Genomic DNA, 22942 nt, shown 5'->3' on the forward strand with positions numbered 1-22942 from the left:
GCTCCGCTTTTTATCGAGTATGCTCATATAAACGCACCTGATTTTTTCCGTCCCGCTTCCCTTTATAAAGAGCCTTGTCTGCTGACCGGAAAAGGTCATCCAAGGTCCGTCCGCCTTCTGGATAACAGGCAACACCGATGGAGAAAGAGGAACGGATTTCTTCTCCTTTAACTATATACGGTTCTCTCAATTTCTCGAGCGCTCTTATAGAGACTTCATAAATTTGATCACGATCCGCAATGTCTTCCAATAGAATCGCAAATTCATCCCCGCCGATCCGCCCGACCGAATCTCCCGACCGGATGCATTCTTTCATCCGCTGGCCGACACGGCACAAAAATTCGTCTCCGATTTCATGGCCATATTCATCATTGATGCACTTGAACCCATCCCCATCTAAATAAAGGAGGGCGAATGACTCCCCTGATCGTTCTGCTTTCGCAATGGCCTGCTCGACCCGGTCTTCAAAAAGCCTCCGATTCGGCAAATCTGTTAAATAGTCGTAAAAAGCAAAACGCTCAAGTTTCTCTTCATAATTTTTCTGCTCGGAAATATCCCGGGCCACAATGACGAAATGGCTGACATGATTCTGTTCACTGACTACCGGCGTCCCCCTGCATTCAAACCAGACAGGCTCCCCATTCTGACTTTTCAATGTCAGGGAGATCGTGAACGCTTCTTTGCTCTTCTCGCTCCATTTAAAGGCATCAGTAAGGTCAGTTAAATCATCAGGCTCGAGCTGCTGCAGCAGTTCTGATGAAGTCATCTCATGCGGGGCCCGGCCTAAGAATTTCTCTTGTGATGGAGACGCATAAACCAGTTCTCCCATCGGTGAGAAAACCGAGATCAAATCATTGGAATGATCCGCAATCAGACGGAACTTCTCCTCACTCTGCCTTAAAGCCTCATCAGCCCTCTCTTGTTCCGTCCGATCCTCAAGAATGGCGTAAATCCCTTCTTTCTGCCCCTCATTAATAATCGGAACGAGAGAGACTCTTAAAATACGTTCTTCTCCATCCATCCAAAAACTCGTTTCAAACCGGGTTCCTTTTTGAAAAAAGGATTCTAACAACTGCTTTCTCAACCAACTTCGCTGCTCTTCCGGCACCCATTCGATAATAGACGTCTGCGCAAGAGTCTCTTCCTCTGTTTTCAGAAGGCTCAATGTCGCACGGTTCGCTTTCTTAATCAGCCCCTGAAAAGTAAGCGTCATAATAGGCTGCGGGTTATGTTTGAACAACGATCGATAGCGGGATCTGCTCGCTTCCAGTTTCCGCTGAGCGGCCTTATCTTTGGAAATGTCTCTTACAATGGAACTGAGTCCGATCGCTTCCCCGTCCTCGTTCTGAATCGGAGAAATGCTGATGGAAACATCCACGAGCGTCCCGTCTTTTCTTTGACGGACCGTTTCGTACCGGGCGATCGCTCTTTCCTTCCCTTTACGAACAAGTTCCTGCGCTTCTTCTCTCCTGTTCGAGGGTATAAAAGGAAAAGAAGAGGTTTGCATCTCCTCTTTCGTATATCCGTACAGTTCTTCTAATGCATGGTTCGCTTCCAAAATGTTGCCCGCCGTATCGATAATTAAAATCGCATCCGTCGTATCTTTCATTAAGGAACGATACATGGCATTGATTCGGCTGAGGTCGCGCTCTTTTTCAATCACATCTGTAATGTTTCTCGTGATCGACACAATGTGCGTCACTTCTCCCGACTCGTCCATGGTCGGAGTCAGCACAGAATGCCCTCTGAACAGTTTTCCATTGATAAGAATTTCATCTTCGTACGTAAGCGGCTCTTTTTTTCTGACGACCGCTTCATAGGCCTCAATTAAATCTTCGGCTTGTTCCTCACCTAGGAGGTCTTCTATGTATTTACCTTCCCATCCCGCTCCTTTAATCGGGGAATGGTTTTTCGCAGAATCATTCATATATACATATTTAAACCGTCTCTCACCGACGACTTCCATAAAAAAGATATAGTCGGATATTCCATCCATAAGCATATGCAACAAATGTTCATGGGGAATGCGGTCAGCAATCCCTGCTATGATCCCCTGATCCATCCATTCTTTCACCCGTTCCATGGATTATCCCCTCAATCATAAAATCGTATTTACACATGTATACCATGTTATCATGTTTGGTTCCTGCTTCTCTATGTATCTTTCTACCAAAAAAGTCAGAAATCCTTTCCAGATAAGAAAAAAAGCAATGTGCAGCGCACATTGCTTTTAATAGTTATACTGTTTGTTTTTGTTGAGCCTGAGCTTCCGCCTGCGCTTGTTTGATCAAACAGCGCCCTTTTCCATGAGGAATGCACATCGGTGTACCGAAAAGAGGATCCTCTCTCACGTCACAAAGCATTTCGAATACATGCTGCATCATGTCACAAGTCACAACATCCTCAGGCTTCCCTTGTGCGAATACCGTTTTATCTTTTACGGCGATGATATGATCGGCATAACGACAGGCCAGGTTAATATCATGAAGCACCATGACTACCGTACGTCCATTGTCCTGATTCAAATCGAAGAGCAAATCAAGAATATCAATCTGGTGCGTCATATCTAAATAAGTCGTCGGTTCATCTAATAGAAGAATATCTGTATCCTGAGCAAGAGTCATCGCGATCCACGCACGTTGACGCTGACCGCCGGATAGAGAATCAACTGTTCTATCTTTCAACTCCATCAAGTTCGTATCTTCAAGCGCACGCGTGACAGCTTTCTCATCTTCGTCCGACCAGCGTTTGGCGAACCCTTGATAAGGATAACGGCCTTGCTTTACAAGCTGATAGACGCTGAGACCTTCAGGAGTTGTCGGACTTTGCGGAAGAATGGCCATCTTTTTCGCCACATCTTTCGTACGCATTTTGGAAATATCCGCGCTATCCAGTACGACTTCACCTGATTTTGGACGCAATAAACGAGCCATCGAACGAAGCAACGTGGACTTGCCGCAACCGTTTCCACCGATGAGTACAGTGACTTTGCCTTTCGGGATCGTAATATCTAATGAATCTATGATGATGGAATCTCCATAGCCTAAAGTTAAATTATTCGCCAACAGGGTATCCATAATCTGACCTCTCCTTTATGTCTCACGAAATCTATCGCTGTTGGAGCTACACGAAAAATCACGAATTCTATATTTTCTCTACTATCTAGTTTATGGGCTCGTTTCCACTCTGTCAATGAATTTGAGAATCATTTTCATCACTGAACTGTGAAAAGTGTATGCACGTCACCAGTAAATGAGAACATCTTCCTTCAATCAAAAAGAGCCTCCTTCACCTCTCAGAAGCTCTTACATTCCTGATCAACTGCATGTACTGAACGTCTCCCAGTCCATATTCCTGAAAAGTTTCAATCATCCGCTCTACAAGCTTATCCTCGGATAAATCAGGCTGATGTTCGATGAACCTCACAAGTTCATTATCTCTGCCCTTGTATTTCAAATACAATTCAATGCCCTTGCTAAGCGGGGGAAGAGAAACTTCAGATGGAATCGACCGATTTATAAGGACCTGTTTATACATCGATAGATATCCATCTACATGTAGAGTATAGGAGGCGAGAGGATCGAACTGCTGTGTAACTATACGAAGTTCAATTTTTCCTTCATAACCGATTTGATCGAGCCAGGCCAGGAGAGTAAGAAGATTGATCTGGCAGAACATATCTTCATCAAACCATAACTGAAGATGTTTTCGTCCTTCATGGAAGACAGCCTCCATTTTTTCTACAGTAATCCGTCTGTAGTCACTTTCAGAAACGCCATGGGTCAAAGCCCTTGTTTTTATGAATTGGTTTGAGAATATGGTTTCACAGGTCTCACCCGCACACATCGCTTCATTGAAAGGAATCATTGGATCCCCTACGACAAGTCCCTTGCGTTGAAAAGCCTTTTCCATTTCTTCTCCATTCAAAATATGTAACGTCTGCACCGAAACTCCCCCTTTAAAAAGTAGAACGGTTATCTTCCAGTTCCTTAAAGGAGAAGATAACCGTCCCGAATCCAATCATTTAGAAAATGCCCAACGATGCTTCATGGGTGGCTGGTTCCACAAACACGAGTCCAAGTTCATAGTGTTCACCTTCATACATCGCCCGCTGCACGTAGCGGTTTTCTCCCCATTCATCACGTACTTCCATTTTCGTAAACGCCCCTGAATTTTGCAGGGCTTCATAAAATTGATTTTCTGTCCGTACAGGGATTGCATTCACCCGTTCGATGACTTCCCCAGGTGTGAGCCCCATTTGATCAGCAGGACTCCTCGGTATGACCCCCAGAATACGAATGCCTTTTTTCGTAGAAGAAAAGAATGGCGTTTTCTCTTCACGCATCCGGTGCAGCACGAATATGAATTCACGCCCAATCAGTCCGATCATCACAGCAGCAAGGGACAGCACACCTATGAAAAAGCTTCCAGCAGCTAGTCCAAGGACGAGGAGCGAGAGGAGAAAAACATGCCGCCCCATCGTTTTTGCCGCGACGACAGGAGACTGACCACGGGCTTTCCATTCCCATCCCATAACAAAAGGAATAAGAATCAACCCATACGTTTCTCCACCAAACGAAACAAGCGGCCACCACGGGGCAAAAGGTTCAATCATGCCTCCCGGAAACAACGCGAGAAACGGAACGATCGTCATCCTTCTTGACCTGTGCTGGCCAATCCACATTCCACGTGTCCCTTTCAACCGTTCAGGATACGTAAGAGAGGCCGTTGTACGCAGCATCAGGATCGATTCGGTTAATAAAAGAACGGCCATTACACCCGCCAATGTGTGAAGAGGCGTTTCCTGTAGAACACCTATCCATTCGTAACCACGTACAGATTCAGGTAGATAGGGGAGGACAAGCAAGACCAGGTAACTTAACCCCAGCGTATAAGCAGACGAGTACCAGCTCAATCGTCCAGTTAAACTGACAAGGAGCAGAATCCCGGCTATGAGAAGAAGCAACGGATAACTGAATACCACACCTCCACCAACCGCCAACACGGATAAAATCAAGCCGCTTATGACGGCCGTTCCCCACGTTCCTTTCCATTCGGTAAAGCGGTCAAAGATTCGTGTGCCAAAAGCCGCTCGTTCCTCTTTCACTCGTTTTCCGGATACTATGAAAATCATCGCAAGTGCTATGTATAAAAATGGGAGAGTGACCATCATCCCCATCCCTTTTGCAACTTCCATCAACCAAACGTCCAACATGATTCTCCTTTCAGTCGTGCCGCACTCTGTTGTCTCTACCCAATAACGAAAAAATCCGCAGTCACAGACTACGGATATAATTCGTCATCCAGCGGCAAATTCCTGCCTATTGAAACAAGACCTCGACCGCTCTCTGCATTTGTTTGTCGTTTTTCTCGTCCCGCACTTCTTTTATAATCGCTTCTTCAAGCTTGCCGCCGGTCTTCTCATCAACAACACCGGTCGCTTCAAGCCCTGCTTCTTCCTGGAATGCCTGGACAGCAGCTTCTGTTTCCTTGCTGTAGTACCCGTCTGTACGGCCAGGATCATGCCCTAGACCTTTCAGCATAATTTGGATGTTTTTCACTTTTTCATCATTGTCATTGTATTGAAGCGACTTTTCCACTTCTACCGGATTTGTGTAAAAGTATTCCGGTTGCTTCACTTTCACTGTCGGTTCGATTCCTTTTTCATGAATCCAGTTGCCATCAGGCGTCAACCACTTAAACAAGGTCAGTTTGATGGTACTGCCATCGCCCATCGGTAACGCCTGCTGAACGGTACCCTTACCGAAACTCTTCGTTCCGACGAGATCATAACCGCCCGCTTCCTGCATCGTCGCAGCTAAAATCTCCGAAGCAGAAGCACTGCCTTCGTCCATTAAGACGGTAATGGGGTACGGCTTTTTCTCCTCGTTTTCAGAGAAATAACGCGTTTTCTCACCTTTACGGTCTTCCACCTGAACAATCGGCTTATCTTTCGGAATGAACTCTTTCAAAATTTCCTGAACGTCCGTGAACAATCCTCCAGGATTCCCACGCACATCAATGACCAGCCCGTCCATGCCATCCTTTTCAAGCTTCTCTAAAGCTTCGTGGAATTCATCAGAAGTCTTCTCAGAGAAAGAAGTGATTTCAATAATACCGGCTTTTTTGCCATTGATCTCCTTCGTATCGGTATACACCGTTTCTAATGGAATATCATCACGGGTGATGTCGATGTTCAATGGTTCACTGACTCCTGGACGGTCAATTTGCAGCGTCACTTCTGACCCTTTTTCCCCACGGATCTTCAGAACCGCTTCATAAAGGTCAAGGCCTTCCACACTGTCGCCATCCACTTTCAAGATCTGATCGTTCGGCTTCAAGCCGGCCTCTTCAGCGGGTGACCCTTTGATAGGTGCGACAATTGTCACCTTATCATTGACCATGCTCACTTCTGCACCAATCCCCTGGAAAGAGGATTCGATCGTTTGGTTGAACTGCTCCATCGTTTCTGGATCCATATACACACTGTATGGATCCTCGAGCGTATCGAGCATCCCCTGAATCGCCCCTTCAACAAGGGTGTTTTTATCTACTTCTTCTACATAATTTTCCTGGATTGTACTAAATGCCTGTTCCACCTTTTTCAAATCGGCGTTCCCGGACATATTCTGTATGAATGCCTTTTGTTCCTCTTTGGACAGACTCCCAAAGTTCTCCGCATCTTTATCTGCATACTGTTCAGATTGTGCCTGTTCGTTCGTGCCGTCAGCGAAGTATTCTATTCCTATGTACGAGCCTGCCGCTCCAAATAGGACCGCTAGCGCCATCAACAGCGCAACGTAGCGCGGTTTTATATTCATCGCATTCACCCTTCTATTGTGGATTTCATGTTCCCTCTATACTAGCAAAAAAGCGCCTTCAACGTAAATCAAGGATTGTTCTCTGAGTTAACATATGCCAAAAATAACAATAGCATGTCCATTTCATTATAGGACATCCCCACCTATCTATCTACCTGTAATTAAACCAGAAACGAGAATCGTAGAAATTCATGTGTGTTTCCAGCTACAGAATTAAAAAAGTGGGGTACCTGGTATCGGTGAATCATCGTTCGGTCCCCGGCATCTTCTACCTCTTTTTTCAGCTTTCTAGTGCCAGACGCCAAAAAGAAGGAAGCAGGTGCCACATTTCCAAAAAACAAAAGAAAAAGACCGTCTCCAAACTGAGACAGTCTCTATACCATTACATTTCGTAGCCGTATTCTCCGTTGCTCTGGTCACGGACGACCATGCCGTCTTCAATGGCAATGACACGCTTACGGATTGTATTCACAATTTCCTGGCTGTGGGTCGCCATCAATACGGTTGTCCCTGCTTCATTGATTTCTTCAAGGATGTGCATGATCTCCCAGGATGTCTCTGGATCCAGGTTACCGGTCGGCTCATCAGCGATCAGCACTTTCGGGTGGTTCACGATTGCACGGGCGATGGATACACGCTGCTGCTCTCCTCCAGAAAGTTCATCAGGAAGGAAGCGTGCTTTGTTTTTCAAACGAACCTGATCGAGCACGTCCATGACACGGCGACGGATGTTTTGTGGATTTTCTTCAATCACTTCAAGGGCAAAAGCGACGTTCTCATAAACCGTAAGTGTCGGCAACAGACGGAAATCCTGATAAACGACACCAATTTGACGGCGCAGCGCCGGAATGCGGCGCTGTTTCATTGTGGAGGTGTCCATGTCGTTCACAAGAACTGTCCCAGTGGTCGGCTTTTCTTCCCTGTAGATCAGCTTCGTAAATGTTGATTTACCAGCACCACTTGGTCCTACGACATAGACGAATTCTCCCTGGTCGATTTGGATATCCAATCCATTCAAAGCCGTGACACCATTCGGATATGTTTTATATACTCCTTGCATTTTAATCATGTAAAATCACCTGTATCTCTCATAATGTTAAGTCAGTTGTCTTCTCTCTTGTCTACAAACACATTTATTATAACATTAATTTTCGATTTATTTAGACATGAAATTATTACATTTATTTTTCATAAGTCAGTGATTCGCCTTTAGAGCTAATTCTTTATAGTAAAAAACTTTGGCTGCAGCAGAATTAGTTAAAAGCGTACAAAAAAAGTCTGGTGCATGACCAGACTTTTTCAACAGAATCTTATTTCATTGTAGCAAGCCAGCTTGCTACAAGCTGCGCATCGTCATCAGATACTTGCCCTTGAGCAGGCATGCCGCCTTTACCATTTTTAATGATGTCTACGATTTCATCCGCTGAATACTTGGTACCTACTTCAGTCAAAGCCGGTCCCATTCCACCGCCAAGTTCGCCGCCGTGGCAGTTGGCACAGTTGTTTTGGAATACTTTTTCTGCAGCCGCTGTGTCCACAGTCTCACCGTCACCACTGTCTGCCGTTCCTTCATCTGTACCTTCGCCGGACTCTTCACCAGTTTGTTCTTCTGTCGTTTCATCGTTCGTACTTTCATCTGTCGTTCCTTCGTCTCCGCCGCCCCCACAGGCACTTAAGACGAGGATCAGCCCTAAAATTAAGGCAGATAATAGTTTTTTCATTCCAGTATCCCCTCTCGTATTTTGATGAGATATAGAGATATTATAACCGAGTCAGGAGGTTTTGAAACCCTCCCCAAGTACTTCAGTGGCATTCATTGCGACGACAAATGCCCCCGGGTCAACCGTTTTTACGGTTTGTGTCAATTTGATGAATTCATTCTGCTGGACCACACACATGACGACCCGGCGTTCCCGGTCTGTGTAGCCGCCAGCTCCACTTAGTACAGTAACCCCGCGATCAATTTGTTCAAAAATTGCCGAACGCACTTCATCGACATCCTCCGTAATGATCATCACGTTCTTCGAAGTGTTCAGTCCCACTTGGACAAAGTCAATCGTCCGACTGGTCGCGAATAACCCGATAAGTGCATACAAACCTTCTTCCAGTGAGAAGACAATCGCCGATGTCAGGACAATCATTCCGTCCAGTAAAGCGACACTAATGCCCAGCGGTAAATGCGTGAATTTGTGCAGCACTTGAGCGGCTAAGTCGATGCCGCCTGTCGATGCTCGTCCTCTAAAAACGATGCCAAGTCCGAGTCCAACACCCATTCCACCGAAAATGGCACCGAGCAACGGATTCGGTGTTGCAGGCGCCATGTCACTCGTCATCAAGACGAAGAGCGGCAGGGTAACAGTCCCGACGAACGACTTCAGACCAAAGTTCTTTCCTAATATGACAACGCCCATAATGAAAAGTGGGATATTCAACACCCACTGGACGACACCCGGTTCCCAGCCGAATACACCTTTCGTAATCGTACTGACACCCGCTACTCCTCCAGAGGCGATGTTGTTCGGTAACAAAAATAAATTGAAGGCTAACGCTACAAAAAATGATCCAAGAATAACTAACCCGTAATCGAGTGCTTGTCTAAGTGCCGGCGGCATCGGCTCCCGACGATATTTTTTTGCCATCATCATCATGCTGTTCGACTCTCCCTATGTATCGTTCTCCATAAACCGTAAGGAGTATAACACTAGGGCATTCTCCTGTAAATGAGATTAGAATAACGTGTTAACACGGTAAAGGAGCAAGATGTCGTATTCCTGTTAGTTTTTGCTTCCTCTCCCCTTCTATACAAAAAGCGGCGGGCCTCAAGACCCGCCGCCTGCTTTTATGAATTCATAGATTCCTGTTTTTCCATAATCTCTGCTAGTAAGGCAAGAACATCGTCGCGCATGTTCTCCCTTTCCATCGCAATGGCGAGGGTCGTTTTAATAAAGCCAAGCTGATCGCCGACATCATAGCGCTCACCTTCAAACTCATACCCGTACACAGGCTGGTCAAGGTTCAATCGCTCGATGGCATCGGTCAACTGGATCTCTCCACCTCTTCCCTCTTCCTGTGTGGCAAGCAGATCCATGATTTCAGGCGCGAACACATAACGGCCGATGATCGCCAAGTTCGACGGCGCTTCTCCCACGGCCGGCTTTTCTACAAAATGCTTCACTTGATAGCGTCGCCCCTCTTGTTTTTCAGGCGCAATGATTCCGTAGCGATCGGTTTCATCTTCCGGCACTTGTTTGACACCGATAACGGACGATTGCGTTTCTTCATACTGGTCGATCAACTGCTTCAGGCAAGGTTCATCCGACCGGACGATGTCATCTCCAAGTAGTACGGCAAAAGGTTCGTCTCCGATAAACTTGCGGGCACACCAGACGGCATGTCCCAGCCCTTTCGGTTCTTTCTGGCGAATATAATGAATGTCAACTTCAGCCGATTGCTGAACTTCCTCAAGGAGATCAAGCTTTCCTTTTTTATAAAGATTATCCTCAAGTTCAAACGCATGATCAAAGTGATCCTCAATCGCACGCTTCCCTTTTCCTGTTACGATGATAATATCCTCAATCCCTGACTGGATCGCTTCTTCCACGATATATTGAATCGTTGGTTTATCGACGACCGGAAGCATCTCTTTCGGCATCGCCTTTGTTGCGGGTAAAAAACGTGTGCCGAGTCCAGCTGCAGGAATAATCGCTTTTTTCACCTTCATTCTTTATTCGCTCCTTCGTATGTAAGATAACTTCATAGTAGCAAAAATAGTCATAGGTGAACAGAAAAAAAGACCCTCACCATAGTGAGAGTCTTCCATATTAAGCATCCATTTTAGAGCGGAGGTAAGAGTTGATGAATTTATCAAGGTCACCATCCATGACGCCTTGCGTGTTTCCGACCTCTTCATTCGTACGATGGTCTTTGACCATGGAATACGGGTGGAACACGTAAGAACGGATTTGGCTTCCCCACCCGATTTCTTTTTGCTCACCGCGGATATCATCTAGCTGCTGTTGTTGGCGTTCGATCTCAAGCTGATAAAGCTTCGCCTTCAACATTTTCATCGCTTGGTCACGGTTTTTGATTTGAGAACGTTCCGACTGACACGTCACGACTGTATTTGTTGGCAGGTGCGTGATACGAACGGCAGAGTCTGTCGTGTTGACGTGCTGTCCACCGGCACCACTGGAACGGTACGTATCGATCTTCAAATCCTCTGTGCGGACATCAATTTCGATCTCATCGTTGAACTCAGGCATCACTTCACACGACACGAAGGAAGTGTGACGACGGCCGGAGGAATCGAAAGGAGAAATTCGGACAAGACGGTGTACGCCTTTTTCCGCTTTCAAATAGCCGTAGGCATTGTGCCCTTTAATGAGAAGGGTCACACTCTTCACGCCTGCTTCATCCCCTGGAAGATAGTCCATCGTTGAAACAGAAAAACCTTTCTTCTCTGCCCAGCGTGTGTACATACGAAGAAGCATGCTTGCCCAGTCCTGGGACTCCGTACCACCCGCACCCGGGTGAAGCTCAAGAATCGCGTTGTTCTTGTCGTATGGCTCACTCAAAAGAATGTTCAGTTCGAATTGGTCAAGGTCTTTCTTCAGCTGCTGTACATCCTGTTCGAGGTCCTCACGCAATTCTTCATCATCTTCTTCTTTAACGAGCTCATAAGAAACTTCTAAATTCTCATGCGTCTCTTCATGCTCTTCAAGTGTATGAACGAGACCCTTCAGTCCGTTCACTTCATCAATGACTTTCTGCGCCGTGTTTTGGTCGTCCCAAAAGCCTGGCTCTGTCATTTGTTCTTCTAGTTCTGCAATTCGGGTTTTTCTTTGATCGACGTCAAAGAGACCCCCTGAAGTCCGCTAATCGCTTAGCTGTATTATCCAATGCATGGCGGATTTCTGCCATATCCATATCCATCACTCCTATATGATTCTTAAAACAAGGGAAGACACCCTCTAGAAAGAGAGTGCCTCAACCTCTTATTTTCCGTGACAATTTTTATATTTCTTCCCGCTTCCGCAAGGACATGGGTCGTTACGACGGATATGATCCTTCTTCACGACCGGGGATTTTTTCTTCGGCTCTTTACTTTCACTGCCGCCGGAGACGGCCTGTGCCCCTTGAGCGACTTCCTGACGCTGCAGGTTGTTGCGGATCTGAGCCTTCATGACATAGCGGGAAACTTCTTCATCAATATTGGCAACCATCTGTTCAAACATACGGAAGCCTTCGAAATTATATTCACGAAGCGGATCGTTTTGACCGTAGGCACGCAGGTGGATTCCCTGACGCAGCTGGTCCATCTGATCGATGTGATCCATCCACTTCTGGTCGACCGTACGAAGCAGGATGACTTTTTCAAACTCACGCATCTGTTCTGGTGTCAATTCTTCTTCTTTCTCGTCATAACGCTGTTTCACTTTTTCAAGAATAAGCTCCTCCATCTCTTGAGGATCTTTTCCTTTCAAGTCATCCACCGTTACATCACCTTCATGCAGCAAGTTCGCACGCAGGTATTCTACGAGGCTTTCAAGCTCCCAGTTTTCCTCTTCTTCCTCACTCGTGTGAGTCGCCACCGTTTGAGAAACAGTACGCTGAATCATTTGTTCAATGATATCACGTAAGTTTTCGGAAGTGAGTACATCATAACGCTGCTTGTAGATGACTTCACGCTGCTGACGAAGGACATCATCATAAGAAAGAATCGTCTTACGCGCATCGAAGTTGTTTCCTTCCACACGTTTCTGCGCGGATTCGACTGCACGGGAGATCATCTTACTTTCAATCGGCTGAGAATCGTCCATTCCAAGGCGATCCATCATGCTGCGAATGTTGTCAGAAGCGAAACGGCGCATCAGTTCGTCATCTGTCGCCAGGTAGAACTGAGACATTCCCGGGTCACCTTGACGACCAGATCGACCACGAAGCTGGTTATCGATTCGGCGGGATTCGTGACGCTCTGTACCGATAACCGCCAGTCCTCCAGCTTCTCTGACACCTTCACCGAGTTTGATGTCGGTACCACGACCGGCCATGTTCGTCGCGATCGTTACGGCGCCCTTCTGACCAGCGTTTTCGATGATTTCCGCTTCACGGAAGTGGTTTTTCGCGTTCAAGACGTTATGCGGAACTCCTGCTTTCGTCAAGTAACGGGAAATGATTTCGGACGTTTCGACAGCTACCGTACCGACAAGCACCGGCTGACCATTTTCATGGCGCTCCTTAATATCCTCGACCACCGCTTTGAACTTCCCGTCCATCGTCTTGTAAACAAGATCTGCTTTATCATCACGAATGATGTCACGGTTCGTCGGAATCACGATAACACGCATGTTGTAGATGTTCAGGAATTCCTCTTCCTCGGTCTTCGCTGTACCGGTCATACCGGAAAGCTTTTCATACATACGGAAAAGGTTCTGGAACGTAATCGAAGCAAGCGTCTGGCTCTCGTTCTGAATCTCGAGTCCTTCTTTCGCTTCAATGGCCTGGTGCAACCCGTCACTGTAACGGCGACCTTTCATCAAACGCCCGGTGAACTGGTCGACGATGACCACTTCGCCCTCATCGACAACGTAGTCGGTATCCTTCTGCATCGACGTATGCGCTTTGAGCGCCTGGTTAATGTGGTGGATCAAGGATACGTTAGAAAGGTCGAACAAGTTTTCAATTTTGAAAAAGCGCTCGGCTTTGTTAATTCCTTCTTCAGTCAGCTGAACGTTCTTTGTTTTTTCGTCATAGGTATAATCTTCTTCATTCGCAAGCAAACGAACAAAAGAGTTTGCTCCCTGATAAAGATCTGCGGATTTGGAAGCAGAACCACTAATGATCAATGGTGTACGTGCTTCGTCAATCAAAATCGAGTCAACCTCATCAATGATAGCGAAGTGAAGTGGACGCTGAACCATCTGTTCTTTGTAAAGGACCATGTTGTCACGCAGGTAATCAAATCCAAATTCGTTGTTCGTACCGTACGTAATATCCGCAAGATACGCTTCACGTTTTTCATCCTTCGACATGCCGTTGGAGTTCAACCCGACGGTCAAACCTAAGAATTGGAAAAGTTCGCCCATCTCTGTCGCATCACGGCTCGCCAAATAATCGTTGACCGTGATGATGTGCACGCCTTTACCAGTAATCGCGTTCAAGTATGCTGGCATCGTAGACGCCAGTGTTTTACCTTCACCGGTTTTCATCTCTGCAATGTTGCCTTCGTGAAGGGCAATCGCACCCAAGAGCTGTACGCGGAACGGGCGCATTTCAAGCACACGTTTAGAAGCTTCACGTACAACCGCGAAAGCTTCGACCAGCATATTATCTAGATCTTCGCCATTTTGATAGCGTTCTTTAAATTCTTCTGTCTTATTTTTTAACTCATCATCAGACATTTTTTCGATTTGCGATTCCATCGCTTCGATGTCATCGGCGATTTTCTCCAATCGCTTCAATTGACGTGTATTCCCATCGCCAAAGATCTTCTTTAAAGTACCAAGCATCGCAACCGCTCCTCTGTTGATTTCCGAACTTCGGTTGAATAGTTTAATCCTCTATTATCATAACACTAAGAGAAGCGGCCTGACAATCAACTACATAGGACGAGAGACACCGATGAAAGATTTATGTAGAGGGAGTAAAAGAGAGGGGACGTTCGCGGATGATCTGATGTTCAACGCCGAGCTGTCTGCGGTCCAAATCCGTAATGCGGCGATTGGTCGCTCCAATGATTTCCACAAGCTGAGCGACCGTTTCTTCCTGCTGGTTCAAGCGCTTATAAATGTACTCAAACTCCTTGCCATTCATACTTTCACCTCCTGTCCTATCCTTTATACTACTTATTCTAAAAATGAGCGAACGCATAAAATTCCATTTTACTATCTATTGAATGATGAAAAATTGATTTTTCCCTGGCGAATGATCATTTTTCAACCCCACATACAAGGAAAAACAAAAAAACGCCCCTGCCGAAGCAGAGGCGTTTACTCTATGAAGCTATCAAGTTTCGATCAAACCATAACGGCCGTCACGACGTTTATAAACAATGTTCGTTTCATCTGTATTTGCGTTTGTAAATACGAAGAAGTTGTGACCAAGCATATCCATCTGCAATGCCGCTTCTTCACTATCCATCGGTTTCAAATCAAAACGCTTCGTTTTCACGATTTCAACATCAAATTCATCATCAATCGTTTGTGTTTGGTATTGCTGCGCCTCGCGTTCAAGCTCGGCAAAGACGTGTTTCGGAGCACCCTCTTGTCGGAACTTACGATTCACTTTCGTTTTATGCTTGCGAATTTGTCGTTCCAATTTATCTACCACAAGGTCGATGGCAGCGTATAGATCTGTGTTGTGTTCCTCAGCACGAAGAAGTAGATTCTTCATCGGAATTGTGACCTCGATTGTCTGCTCATCATTATAGACACTTAAATTAACGTGTACCTCGGAAGACGGCGGAGTATCAAAGTAGCGTTCAAGCTTGCTCACCTTTTTCTCCACATATTCTTTAATAGAATCCGTCACTTCCAAGTTCTCACCACGAATGTTGTATTGTAGCATTAGAAGTGTCCTCCTTTCATCCTTATGTGATATATATTCTATCATACCCACACCCTTTCCTGCATAAACTTTCGAAATATTTTGTCTAATTTGTGTCGGTAATTGTTGGAAGATGTACCTTTGAATAAGAATACAGCCTTTTTCTGGATGATATTTTGTCATTTTACTAGATAAAAAAGGAGCCTTTGTAGAAAAGGCTCCTTAACATTTATTCGTATATGGACAAAATATCTTCCTCTACACCTTCACCAACAGCAGCTTCTCCACCAAAGATTTGGAAGTATGTCGTTTGATGATCAACAAAATACTGCTTCACTTCTTCATCAAGCTTACCTTTCGGTGTCAGCAGCAATGGCTCTTTCACTGCATGTACAGACCCAGCTAAGGCATCTGCGAAGTTGGAGCCGGTGGCAAGACTTACGGACTGCGTCTCCATATCAAAATACTTCGCAACGGCTAAGGAAGTCGCATAGCGATCTTTCCCTGATATACGATCCGCATTCGGAAGCTGACGGTACACTTGATCACTAACGACACCGGTGCCACCAACGACATACGTCTGATTGTAATTACTGAGGACGTTCTCTGTCGCAGCTGGTATGCTCTCTTTTTTCGTTAAAAGAATCGGCATGGCTTTTCCGGCCGCTGCAGGAGCAATGGATAGAGCATCTGGAAAATTCCCCCCATAAGCAACCACCGCCTCATCGGATGGAGGGAGTTGTTCAGCAATCGCTACCGACGTTTCGTAACGGTTCTTTCCAGAAATCCGTTCAACATCGAGGCTTAGTTCATTCTTGATATAATCTTCTACGTCTCCGGAAATCGCGCCTGTGCCTCCAAGGATGGTGACATGTTCAGCATCCAATGTCGATAAAACCTGTTCTGTAATATCCGGCAATCTTTCTTTCCTCGTTAACAAAATAGGAGCATCCAGGTGTTCCGCAAGTGGAGCACCTGCAAGAGCATCAGGGAAGTCCTGTCCGGTTGCCAGAACGACATTTTCAGAAGGGACCCGACTGCTATCCTGTCTCGCAATATTAGCAGCCGTCCAATAGCGGTCTACACCCCAATAACGATTGATTCTCGGATATTTATCAGGCACATCGGAAGCTAACGTATAGGGAATCCCATTATCCACATTGGCTTCGTCCATAACTTTCACATAATAGATTCCTGGATCTAAAAAGAATCCACCATTATATCCATATTCACTGTTATATTCTGTGTAGCCAGTGACTACCTTTCCATTGGCATCATACAATTCCGCGTCTAAATCCATCTCTGTGTTATAAGTACCATCCACCATAGAATATAACACTAACTGGAATTCTATTCGATGATCCCCTTCTATTTCGAATGTGAAATAGTCTACATCATCATCTGTCAAATACCCTTGCGCCCACCTATTCTGTGATAATGAATTTGCTGCATCGATAGAGTCATTTGGCTCTTCCTCCTCAAGATCTTCCATGGTATTCGCCTGTAAAGATACACGATCATTATGTATAGAACGCTTAGAATCATCGTCCACCTCTGCCGAAATTTCTCCTACAGGATTAATAAGTACACCAGCCGATAACAATAAGGTCGCGGCCATCCCTGTCCCTTTCCACATCTATTCGTACCCCTTTCTTATGTAAAGACGGAGGGTAAACCTATCATAGATTCATCACCCATCCCCTGTGGGATTATATAGGAGATTTGTCTCAAAATCTACCATAAAAAAGAAGCATCCGTCATGGATACTTCTTTTAATGAGCCGTATAGGGTTTCACGAATGTTTCCATACGCGTCCGCCAACTTTCAAATGCAGGGACCACATGCTCCACCAACAAATGATGTTTTTCTTGGGCGGTGTCATGCTCGAACCACCCTTGCAGATGATTGACGATTCCGTGAAAATCAATAACTAAAGCCTGAAGCTCTTCGTTCCCTTTAAAAAGGATCTCCATTTGATCATGTGAACGGCTAATTTGTTCCAAGCTAAGGAGCACGTCCTGAAACACTTGCTGTGCCATTGGAGTCTCTTCTGTTTTCATATGGTCTTCTAAATATTTGAGCCCTTCACTGATGGTACTTAACAGCTCATCATACCGCTCCAGCATTTCATGTTGTTCTACTGTTAGTTCTGACAAAAAATCACCTATCCTACTTTTTATGGTCCAAATACATGCCGTCATAGCCGGAAACACTTTGATAGGGATTGACGTAGCGCTGTTTGCTAGACTTTTGTTTTTTAGCATCACGCATGTCCCGCTTCAATCCAGCAAAAAGAAACTCAAGCTTCTGATTCACCTTCAAATCATGTTGAATAACTTCTTGAACCAGCTCTTTTTCCTCATAGGAAGGCTGTGGCAAATTCTTCAGCATTGCTTCCCTCGTACCAAGAAGATCATCTACCTGCTCTACGATGGAAGCGCGATTCTTTTCGTGTATGGGACGATGAACGAGCTCATCCAATTCCTTCGTGATTGACAAAAAGTCAGTCCAACCACCCATCAAGCATTGCCACCTTGTCCATACTGTGATTTGCGTGCTTCCACCATGACCTGCTTCCACGTATCCCTGAATTCCTCAACAAGCCCCTGAACTTCATCCAATATCTCGACGTCATTTGCCGTATTCGCTTCCATCAACCGGCGGTTCATATAATCATACAGCGGCATAATCTCTTTGGTGATGGCATACTGCTGATCCATGGTCACCATCAATTCTTGAATGATTTTCTGAGCCTTTTGTATGTTGGTGTTCTTTTTCTCGATTTCTCTGTTTTCCATAGACTTCCGTGCCACTTTTATGAACTTGATGCACCCATTATACAGCATCAGCGTCAATTCTCCAGGCGAAGCCGTTTCTACTGAATTATTTTGATAGGCTTGAATAGACATCTAGCCGCACACTCCCTTTTCCATTAACCGAAGTTCTGCATAATATAAGCAGATTGCTGGTTCATTCTCTGAATCGCTTTTTCCATCGCACCGAACTCACGCCAATACCTGTCTTCAATCTGAATCAACCGGTCTTCAAAATCATCCATTTCTTTATTCAGATCTTCTATTCGACGCCCAAGTAAAAAGCTGTTATCTACCGTGGTAGATTTCCCCGCTTTCTTTTCTATCGACTGGACCGTGTTATCAATGGTCTGTTCTAACCTCCGAGCTATACCAGGGTTCTCATCCGTTCCTGAAAATAACTTGTGTACAGACTCCGGATCCTTACTTAAGGCTGTCCTCAAATCATCTTCGTCAATGAAAAGTTTGCCCCCATCTCGATAGTTGGAGGAAGTTGTAATTCCAATCTCCGACATCATCTGGAAGGCTCCATCATTTTCTATCGGCGCGTACCAGTTCGTACGCATCTGATTCAATCCGCCTTCAATGACAGCGTCATTCTTCAGCATGCCACTTTTAGCTTTTTCTTCCCAAAGTTCAATCTCCCGCTCTTCCATGTCCTCTTTCTGTTTTTCAGTTAAAGGAGGAAAATCACGGTATCTCTTCTCGTCTGTCTTTTCATTTAGACCTTCGATAACCTTGTTGTATTTATCAACGAACTCTACGATTTTATCGACAGCATCATTGACGTTGTTGGAGACATTGACTTTGATATTTCCGTCTGTGACATCATTGAACTGAAAGTTGACCCCATTCAAAGTATATTGATTGGAATGAGAGGTGATTTTTAAACCATTATTATACGTGAACTTGGCATCTTCTCCACCTTTTTCATTCAACTTCCATGTTCCAGAAGAGTTATCCCCGTTCTTAATATCTAAGGTGGTCGATAAGAACTCCGCATTCCCATCAAAACCAATTTCGGCTCCCAGGAACTCATTCTCATTTTGGTTAAAGTTACCCGTTACTGTTCGTTCAATCATCACTTGATCTGCGCTTTTATCGTAAAAAGCTCGTACACCTAAATCAGAATCGCTGATTTCTGAAAGGATTTCGTTCAGCGATTTATCTCCAGTGACATCAAAAGACTGGGTATTCTTTGAACCGTCTTCGTTGTATGTAGTTATAGAGAACGTTTCACCGAGCGTTAGCCCGTGTTTAAAGTTCCCTGTCTGAGTACTTAGGTTGGCGTTAGGATCCAATGTTTTTCCATCTGATGTTATTGGGTTTCTGCTGTAATTATAAGCCGAAGTCGCCACCTGTTCCACGCTTAGCGTATAGTCACCATTTCCCGAGGCAGCAGTAGCTGTCGCTGAAACAGCGGAATCAGAGGAAGTCACACTTTTCGAATTGAACGTTCGCTCCAACTTCATATCAAATGCGAGCGTATCCAGTTCACTCAACTGCTTATTCACATCACGATACGCATCTCGCTGCCAGGTCAGCCATTCACGGTCCTGCTCCATTTTATTCAGTGGCTGTCTTTCCGCACGCATCAAATCATTGACAAGCTTATCTATATCCATGCCGGAAGCTAAGCCTCCGATTCGCATATCACTCATCTTTTCACCTACTTATATTTTATCATCCACCATAATTCCAATAGATTCTATAATCGAAGCATACATATCCAGCATCTTTCTCGGCGGTATTTCTTTTATAACCTGCTCCGTTTGGTTGTCTACGATAGTTACATAATATTCTTCAAGCTTTTCATGAAATTGGAAGCGGAGGGATGTCTCCAGCTTTCTCAATATTTCATTCATACTATCTGTTGCTTTCATTAGCTTCTCTTTTTGATCTGAGTTTGGAAGCTCATGTTTTGATACATCATTCTTATTTGTTTTCTCCTGAACTGATGAACGGACACCAAGTTGTTCTTGATTTCTCTGCAGGAGCTGTGAGTGGGATGAAATACTTCTCATATTCACCTTCAACAACTCCCTTGTTTTATGTAGTTTCTTTTTATATCGGATGGAAGATATTTTTGTTGAGGAGATTAAACTATTTATGGAGAGGGTTTTTTATGTACCTTAATTCACTAGAAGTTTATATTGATTAATCAGAAAATACAATGCTGTAAAGAAAAGGACCCCAATACTGAGGCCCTTTTTGTATTTATTATTAACGTAGAAGTTGAAGAACTCCTTGTGGCTGTTGATTTGCTTTTGCAAGCATTGCTTGAGATGCTTGAGAAAGAATACTTTGTTTCGTTTGATTCATCATTTCTTTCGCCATCGTGCGAACATTTACTTTCATAAATGACCAGACTATATCTTCACCCTTTTATGTAAAGGGGTCGGGCACTTCGGATTCACAATGCTGATGACCATTGTTTCACCTACGGATTTCATCACCTCAGACAGTGGTTTATCCTAGTCGTTGAACCTTCTCCACTTTTTCAAGACAGGAGCTTGGCTGCTGATTGCCCAATCTCTTCTTTTTTTAACCTTCACGCTTGTCGTTTCCAACTTCGTTGTGGTAAGAAAAGTTCTCAGGGGTTTCCAGCAATTCACCCGATTATAATCCTAGCCGTTACCAGCTTGGACGACTGTGCTTAGCTTATGCAGCTAAAGCATAATCTACGTCACGGATACGAGATTCCGCAGCAGTTAGGTTTTCAGATGATGTACCTAGGTTATTAATTGTGTGATCTAAACGGTTTTGGAAAGCACCGAGTTTAGAACGTTCAGAAGATACTTCTTTAATAGCTTCGTTAACTTTAGTTATAGCAGACTCTGCTCCTAATGAACTAGTTACATCAATATCTTCAATACCTAAAGAAGTAGTATCCATTTTATTGATGTCAACTTTCATTGTTTGACTTTCATTAGCTCCAATATGCATAGATAATGCATTATTAGTTGTTTGAACAGCTGATGTCCCCGCAGCAGCTAAGGCAGAATCAACAGATAAATCAAACTCCATTCCACCCGCTTCAAAATTGTTGTCAGTTATTTTTAGCCCTGCTTCACTAGAATACTCTGTACCCGAAGCACTATTTGTTATAGCTAATTCACCTGCTGCACTGTAAGATGCATTTAGATTCAGTTCCATTTTCCCCTCTGTAACAGTCCCTGCCGGAGCGTTTATTGTGAATTTAGTACTAGTACCATCAGGCAATGTTCCTGTTAATGTTCCTACCCCTGTAGTATCCCAACTGTTAAGATTAGCAACCTCTACTCCATTATCATCTTTCATACTAATATCAAACGTACCTGCTGTACCAGTAGAAGTAGTTTCTATTGTATAATTACCTAATTTCAACCCATCTATATTAGCATCAGTATTTAAATCAAAGTCGGTAGTAGCTAGTCCTGTTGTATTGCTAGATACATCTGCCCCAACTGTTGCAGCTGCTGTAGTTGTAACAGAATAAGTATCTGCAGCTAACTCAGAGTCCACAACTTCTACTGATCCTAAAACATGACTGTCTGTAGTTACTGTACCACTATTACCTACGCTACCATTTAATAGTTTCTTATTGTTAAATTCTGTATCATTTGAAATACGATCTATTTCATCTTTAAGCTGTGTGATCTCCTTTTGGATTTCTCCTCTATCAGCATCAGTTGCAGTGTCATTTGATGATTGAACCGCAAGCTCTCTCATCCGTTGCAAAATAGAATGTGTTTCATTCATAGCTCCCTCAGCTGTTTGAATCAAAGAAATACCATCTTGAGCGTTTGTTTGAGCTTGCTCTAAGCCACGGATTTGTCCACGCATTTTTTCAGAAATTGCTAATCCAGCTGCGTCATCTGAAGCACCGTTTATACGAAGACCTGAAGATAACTTCTCCATTGAATTGGAGTTAGCTTGGTTTGCAGAACCAAGTTGACGATAAGTATTCAACGCCGCAATATTATGATTAATTCTCATTTAAAAAATTCCTCCTTGAAATAAGTGACCCCACATCCCTGTGTGATCCATTAGTTACAAAACAAAAAGTCGGCCGACTTATGTAATGTTTTACATTACTTATATCGACCGACTTCCCAATCTTTTTAATCTTTTTTTGCATTTTTTAATAGATTCAACAAATCACCAGAAACATTAGCCGCTTCCGCATTCTCTTTCTCAATCGCCTCATACACTTCCTGACGATGAATCCCCACACTTTTCGGTGCTTCTATGCCCAATTTCACCTGTCCACCTTCGACACCAAGCACGGTAATGGTGATATCATCTCCAACTCTAACAGTCTCTCCTTCTCTGCGATTAAGAACGAGCATGAGATTCACCACCTTTCGCGGTAAGAATCAACGGATGTTTTGTTTTGTATTCTGGTTGATTTAGAATCAACTGTTTTGCTGTCCTTTTGACCGTATTCATAACAATAGGCGCCTGCAAATTCAATGTAGAGTTTTCAAAAGGATCTCGCAGTGTCACCACATTAAAAACGGCAACATTTTCTGGATGCTCAATTCCTAAGTCCTTCTCACTAATGTCAAACTCATAGTCTTTATAAAAATGATAAGGGTTTGTGACGATGAGCGACAAACCTGCTTCTTCCACAGACTGTAACGCAAAATATGTACCTAACTCCTCCACAGGTAAAAGAACAAAAGTATGATAGCTTTCAAACCCTGGTAGACCCTCAGGGAATTCAATACAATCCTTCTTTTCGATCTCGATTTCACCAAAGTATTTCGTTTCAATCATCAT

General features: G+C 44.4%; 23 protein-coding genes. All 23 read right to left on the bottom strand.

What is annotated here, in order from left to right; genetic code table 11:
• Positions 1 to 10: 10 nt before the first annotated feature.
• The 23 genes from J0K78_RS16545 to fliW all read right to left on the bottom strand — a co-directional run bounded on the left by J0K78_RS16545 (position 11) and on the right by fliW (position 22939).
• Positions 11 to 2083 carry a sensor domain-containing diguanylate cyclase gene (locus tag J0K78_RS16545; protein WP_206948023.1) on the bottom strand — a complete coding sequence of 691 codons (2073 nt, stop codon included), beginning with the start codon at positions 2081 to 2083 and terminating at the stop codon, positions 11 to 13.
• Between the two features lie 154 nt (positions 2084 to 2237).
• Entirely contained in the window at positions 2238 to 3077 is an 840-nt protein-coding gene (locus J0K78_RS16550; protein WP_146816949.1) for an ABC transporter ATP-binding protein, read from the bottom strand.
• A 211-nt stretch (positions 3078 to 3288) separates the two neighbouring features.
• Positions 3289 to 3945, bottom strand: a complete 657-nt coding sequence (locus J0K78_RS16555) for a hypothetical protein (protein ID WP_206948024.1) — start codon at positions 3943 to 3945, stop codon at positions 3289 to 3291.
• A gap of 79 nt (positions 3946 to 4024) precedes the next feature.
• Positions 4025 to 5212, bottom strand: coding sequence for a PDZ domain-containing protein (locus tag J0K78_RS16560; protein ID WP_206948025.1), 1188 nt, complete (start codon positions 5210 to 5212; stop codon positions 4025 to 4027).
• A 109-nt stretch (positions 5213 to 5321) separates the two neighbouring features.
• Complete coding sequence (locus tag J0K78_RS16565; RefSeq protein WP_242517929.1) at positions 5322 to 6821, bottom strand: S41 family peptidase; 1500 nt, start codon at positions 6819 to 6821, stop codon at positions 5322 to 5324.
• Between the two features lie 382 nt (positions 6822 to 7203).
• Entirely contained in the window at positions 7204 to 7890 is a 687-nt protein-coding gene (gene ftsE / locus J0K78_RS16570; protein WP_206948026.1) for a cell division ATP-binding protein FtsE, read from the bottom strand.
• A 241-nt stretch (positions 7891 to 8131) separates the two neighbouring features.
• Positions 8132 to 8542 (bottom strand): c-type cytochrome, encoded by a 411-nt coding sequence (locus J0K78_RS16575; protein WP_206948027.1) that lies wholly within the window; start codon positions 8540 to 8542, stop codon positions 8132 to 8134.
• A gap of 51 nt (positions 8543 to 8593) precedes the next feature.
• Complete coding sequence (locus J0K78_RS16580) at positions 8594 to 9433, bottom strand: YitT family protein (protein ID WP_370551165.1); 840 nt, start codon at positions 9431 to 9433, stop codon at positions 8594 to 8596.
• A 227-nt stretch (positions 9434 to 9660) separates the two neighbouring features.
• A complete protein-coding gene (galU, locus tag J0K78_RS16585) occupies positions 9661 to 10542 on the bottom strand; it encodes a UTP--glucose-1-phosphate uridylyltransferase GalU (protein WP_206948028.1) in 882 nt (293 codons plus the stop codon).
• Between the two features lie 100 nt (positions 10543 to 10642).
• Positions 10643 to 11747, bottom strand: a protein-coding gene (gene prfB / locus J0K78_RS16590) for a peptide chain release factor 2 (RefSeq protein ID WP_206948029.1) whose coding sequence is annotated in 2 segments (ribosomal slippage) — positions 10643 to 11674 and positions 11676 to 11747 — 1104 coding nt in all. Because the reading frame shifts where the segments join, the coding sequence is not laid out codon by codon here.
• A gap of 68 nt (positions 11748 to 11815) precedes the next feature.
• Positions 11816 to 14329: a preprotein translocase subunit SecA gene (secA, locus tag J0K78_RS16595; RefSeq protein ID WP_206948030.1), complete on the bottom strand. Its 2514-nt coding sequence runs from the start codon at positions 14327 to 14329 to the stop codon at positions 11816 to 11818.
• A 121-nt stretch (positions 14330 to 14450) separates the two neighbouring features.
• On the bottom strand, positions 14451 to 14633 hold the full coding sequence (locus J0K78_RS16600; protein ID WP_206948031.1) for a hypothetical protein: 183 nt from the start codon (positions 14631 to 14633) through the stop codon (positions 14451 to 14453).
• A gap of 192 nt (positions 14634 to 14825) precedes the next feature.
• Positions 14826 to 15386 carry a ribosome hibernation-promoting factor, HPF/YfiA family gene (hpf, locus tag J0K78_RS16605; RefSeq protein ID WP_146816972.1) on the bottom strand — a complete coding sequence of 187 codons (561 nt, stop codon included), beginning with the start codon at positions 15384 to 15386 and terminating at the stop codon, positions 14826 to 14828.
• Positions 15387 to 15594: 208 nt separating this feature from the next.
• A complete protein-coding gene (locus J0K78_RS16610; RefSeq protein ID WP_206948032.1) occupies positions 15595 to 17001 on the bottom strand; it encodes a cell wall-binding repeat-containing protein in 1407 nt (468 codons plus the stop codon).
• 136 nt (positions 17002 to 17137) lie between these two features.
• Entirely contained in the window at positions 17138 to 17521 is a 384-nt protein-coding gene (locus J0K78_RS16615; RefSeq protein WP_206948033.1) for a DUF8042 domain-containing protein, read from the bottom strand.
• Between the two features lie 13 nt (positions 17522 to 17534).
• Positions 17535 to 17885, bottom strand: a complete 351-nt coding sequence (fliT, locus tag J0K78_RS16620) for a flagellar protein FliT (protein ID WP_206948034.1) — start codon at positions 17883 to 17885, stop codon at positions 17535 to 17537.
• Entirely contained in the window at positions 17885 to 18274 is a 390-nt protein-coding gene (gene fliS / locus J0K78_RS16625) for a flagellar export chaperone FliS (protein ID WP_206948035.1), read from the bottom strand. Before fliS ends, fliT begins: the two co-directional genes overlap by 1 nt.
• 23 nt (positions 18275 to 18297) lie before the next feature.
• Positions 18298 to 19839: a flagellar hook-associated protein 2 gene (locus J0K78_RS16630; RefSeq protein ID WP_206948036.1), complete on the bottom strand. Its 1542-nt coding sequence runs from the start codon at positions 19837 to 19839 to the stop codon at positions 18298 to 18300.
• Between the two features lie 12 nt (positions 19840 to 19851).
• The gene (flaG, locus tag J0K78_RS16635) at positions 19852 to 20202 is read right to left on the bottom strand and encodes a flagellar protein FlaG (RefSeq protein WP_206948118.1); all 351 of its coding nucleotides are present in this window, start codon (positions 20200 to 20202) and stop codon (positions 19852 to 19854) included.
• Between the two features lie 199 nt (positions 20203 to 20401).
• Positions 20402 to 20536: a flagellin gene (locus J0K78_RS16640; protein ID WP_075035335.1), complete on the bottom strand. Its 135-nt coding sequence runs from the start codon at positions 20534 to 20536 to the stop codon at positions 20402 to 20404.
• Positions 20537 to 20839: 303 nt separating this feature from the next.
• The gene (locus J0K78_RS20190; RefSeq protein WP_206948037.1) at positions 20840 to 22156 is read right to left on the bottom strand and encodes a flagellin N-terminal helical domain-containing protein; all 1317 of its coding nucleotides are present in this window, start codon (positions 22154 to 22156) and stop codon (positions 20840 to 20842) included.
• Between the two features lie 125 nt (positions 22157 to 22281).
• Positions 22282 to 22509 (bottom strand): carbon storage regulator CsrA, encoded by a 228-nt coding sequence (gene csrA, locus J0K78_RS16650; RefSeq protein WP_206948038.1) that lies wholly within the window; start codon positions 22507 to 22509, stop codon positions 22282 to 22284.
• Positions 22496 to 22939 (bottom strand): flagellar assembly protein FliW, encoded by a 444-nt coding sequence (gene fliW, locus J0K78_RS16655; protein WP_242517930.1) that lies wholly within the window; start codon positions 22937 to 22939, stop codon positions 22496 to 22498. Before fliW ends, csrA begins: the two co-directional genes overlap by 14 nt.
• Positions 22940 to 22942: the final 3 nt, after the last annotated feature.

The sequence above is a fragment of the Halobacillus sp. GSS1 genome, from assembly GCF_017307035.1.
Classification (GTDB): Bacteria; Bacillota; Bacilli; order Bacillales; family Halobacillaceae; genus Halobacillus; species Halobacillus litoralis.